This window comes from Bacteroides sp. RTP31139st1_H2_RTP31139_211217, assembly GCF_040227615.1.
GTDB lineage: Bacteria > Bacteroidota > Bacteroidia > Bacteroidales > Bacteroidaceae > Bacteroides > Bacteroides uniformis.
Window position 1 is genome coordinate 1 of sequence record NZ_JBCNZM010000277.1, and the last position, 3285, is coordinate 3285.

Sequence of the window (3285 nt, forward strand, 5' to 3'; positions counted from 1 at the left end):
GTCGCTATATAATTTGGTGAATTGGAGTTATTTTCATATTTTTGCATCCCGAAGAGTTTCTCTTAAAGAGAGAAACATCTTTTGCATACCTTTTCCGACCGAATTTTTATGTCGTAAAGAGGGGCTTTGCAGGGGGTGGACTCAGAAAGATGAGAATAGATGACTATTGTAGTTGAAACACATAGAAAGTTGCTGATATACAGACCGATACGCATATCGGGATGAACCATGAGTACGTTCTTTTCTCAAAAAACACATGTCAAAACAGTATGGTGAATGTATTGGACAAGGATAAGATACTGTGGTATGTCATGCGGGCCTACAAGAACGAGAATACTGCCGAAGATCGGCTCTCTAATGAAACGTATGGCTTAGAGTATTTCATACCCAAGCAGAAAGTCCTTCGCACTGTCAAGGGCAAGAAAGTCTTTTTCATGGTACCCGTCATCCATAGTCTGGTGTTTGTGCATGCAAGTCATCAGAAGATTGTTGATTTCAAACACAATTATTATTACGACCTACAGTTTGTCACATGGAAAAGTGGCGGAGAACTTGTCTATCTGACTGTACCTGATGAAGACATGACCAACTTCATCAAGGTGTGCAAGCAGGCAGATGAAGAGGTACACTTCTACAAAATCAGCGAAATCAACAAGGAAAAAGATAAAATCAACATTGAAAAAGGTAAAAGAGTAAGGGTACATGGCGGACCGTTCGACCAGGTGGAGGGCTACTTCATAAAAGTGGCAAAAAAGAGAGGTCGGCAGCTTGTCGTCATTATTCCCGACCTACTGGCGGTTTCAGCTGAGGTGAAGCCGGAATATATTCAAATCATAGACTGAGATTATGGAAACACGAATTACCCCCCCCGAATTGATTGATACAGAGGGATTAGTACAGGACAGACCGACACAAACGGCCTATTAAAGTTAGATAGAGAATGAGTTTAATTTGGATTGTCAACATCCTGTCGGTATTCTTCCTGTGCGTGTTTTTCGCAGGAATCGTGATACCGCAGATTCTGCTCATCGCCTTCCGCAGGCGACTGTTCGACGAGCCGGACGAGCGGAAGATACATCAGTGTGTAGTGCCTCGCCTTGGCGGTATGGCCTTCAAGCCCGTAGTGTTCTTCTCCTTTGTCCTGCTTTTGGCGGTCAATGTCTCAACCGGACATGATGAGCTGCTTAAGGATTTTCTAATTGGACAGCTAAAATATTTTACAGGTGCACTGTTAGTTATTAGCCATGACCGCTATTTTCTTGATGAAATAGTAGATAAAATATGGGAACTGAAAGATGGCAAAATCACTGAGTATTGGGGAAACTATTCTGATTATCTTCGTCAGAAAGAGGAAGAACGCAAGAGCCAAGCTGCAGAATACGAACAATTTATTGCGGAACGTGCCCGATTGGAAAGGGCTGCGGAGGAAAAGCGAAAACAGGCTCGTAAAATAGAACAGAAGGCGAAAGGTGCTTCAAAGAAAAAAAGTACTGAAGGCGGAGGGCGTTTAGCTCATCAAAAATCAATAGGAAGTAAGGAAAAAAAGATGCATAATGCCGCTAAATCCCTAGAGCACAGGATTGCAGCCTTAGGAAATGTAGAAGCTCCGGAAGACATTCGCAGAATTCGTTTCAGGCAAAGTAAAGCATTGGAGCTCCATAATCCATACCCTATAGTCGGTACGGAAATTAATAAAATATTTGGGGATAAGGCACTGTTTGAAAATGCATCTTTTCAAATTCCTCTAGGAGCAAAAGTGGCGTTAACTGGTGGTAATGGAACCGGAAAAACAACTTTAATCCAAATGATCTTAAACCATGAAGAAGGAATTTCTATTTCACCTAAGGCAAAAATAGGTTACTTTGCACAGAATGGTTACAAGTACAACAGTAATCAGAATGTCATGGAGTTTATGCAGGAGGATTGTGATTACAATATATCAGAAATTCGTTCAGTGCTAGCATCTATGGGGTTCAAACAGAACGATATTGGAAAAAGCTTATCTGTTTTAAGCGGTGGAGAAATTATAAAATTGTTGCTAGCTAAAATGCTCATGGGTAGATATAACATCCTACTAATGGATGAACCCAGTAACTTCCTTGACATACCAAGTTTAGAGGCTTTGGAAATACTAATGAAGGAGTATGCCGGAACTATCGTGTTTATCACCCACGATAAACGCTTACTCGAAAATGTAGCTGATGTAGTTTATGAAATTAGAGATAAGAAAATAAATCTGAAACATTAAATTTAAGGTAGTCGCTGATCAGTATAGTCTGTTCTGGCTGGCGGCTCCATTGTTAAAAAGTATAAAGACTTTTTTCTAAAAATATTATTCGTTGAGAATGAGATTGGAGGGTTTATATTGTTTATACGAGTAGTTCCGTACGACCCCTTGTAAGCAGTCAAAAATTGGCTCATAATTGAAATCTCTATCTTCGCTGCGAACAAAAATTTTAGGATTTATGTATAGCAGTGAAGATCTTGAAAGGTTTTACTTTCAGTACCAGACCGAGGCTTTGCCTCATGGAGAATCTCTCCAATCGTTTTGTGTTAAGAACAAAGTTCCTTATAACATCTTTCAGAAATGGTACAGGGATACCCGGAAAAAAGTAGTTGAAGTCCAGGTTGATGGTGCTCCTGTAATCGGTCATGAGGAACAATCCGGTGCCATTGATCAACCTCAACCGGTATCACCAGGCAGAACTGATCACCCTGTTCGTATTTGGGTTGAGATTCGTATCAGCAATGGCTTGCATTTGTTCCAAAAGAATTTAAGCTACCCGGATTTGGTTCGTATGGTAGAGAAACTGGAGGGGTTATGCTGAGTGTTACCGGTCTGAATCATTTTTATTATGTCCGTGATTTCACCGATATGCGTTGTAAGCACAGCCGTGTGTTGTCTATCATTCGTGAACGGCTTCACCGGGAACCCAGAGATGGGGATGTCTTTATAGTCATGTCTCGCAATCGCAGAATAGTCCGTATGTTTTCATTTGATAATCGTTCATATAGTCTGTTTGAAAAGAAGTTTGTTGCCGGTTATCAGTTCATGAAAGTTGAGCGAAATGGGGCAGATACTGTTTATCGGATTGCCTGGAAGGACGTGGTTTTGATTCTTGAGAATCCTATAGTTAAAACATTAAAAATCAGATAATCAATCTATTTATCCACTTGCGGTTTTGCGATTATTTTATTACCTTTAATACTGTAAATCAAAGGTTTAAGTATGATCGATCTGCAAGATATAATTACAACAAAACGAGAGTTGTTGAGTAGGGAAAC

The 3285-nt window shown here is 40.2% G+C and carries 4 protein-coding genes; all 4 read left to right on the forward strand.

All coding sequences use genetic code 11. The annotated features are described in order from the left end of the window. The first annotated feature begins 269 nt into the window (after positions 1-269). Positions 270-842: a UpxY family transcription antiterminator gene (locus ABUA47_RS23815; protein WP_008021340.1), complete on the forward strand. Its 573-nt coding sequence runs from the start codon at positions 270-272 to the stop codon at positions 840-842. A gap of 98 nt (positions 843-940) precedes the next feature. Continuing rightward, positions 941-2248 carry a ribosomal protection-like ABC-F family protein gene (gene abc-f / locus ABUA47_RS23820; RefSeq protein ID WP_349824549.1) on the forward strand — a complete coding sequence of 436 codons (1308 nt, stop codon included), beginning with the start codon at positions 941-943 and terminating at the stop codon, positions 2246-2248. Positions 2249-2465: 217 nt separating this feature from the next. Next, the gene (locus ABUA47_RS23825) at positions 2466-2828 is read left to right on the forward strand and encodes a hypothetical protein (protein ID WP_008781475.1); all 363 of its coding nucleotides are present in this window, start codon (positions 2466-2468) and stop codon (positions 2826-2828) included. After that, on the forward strand, positions 2822-3157 hold the full coding sequence (gene tnpB, locus ABUA47_RS23830) for an IS66 family insertion sequence element accessory protein TnpB (protein ID WP_008782597.1): 336 nt from the start codon (positions 2822-2824) through the stop codon (positions 3155-3157). The genes ABUA47_RS23825 and tnpB overlap by 7 nt, the downstream gene beginning before the upstream one ends. The last annotated feature ends 128 nt before the right edge of the window (positions 3158-3285 follow it).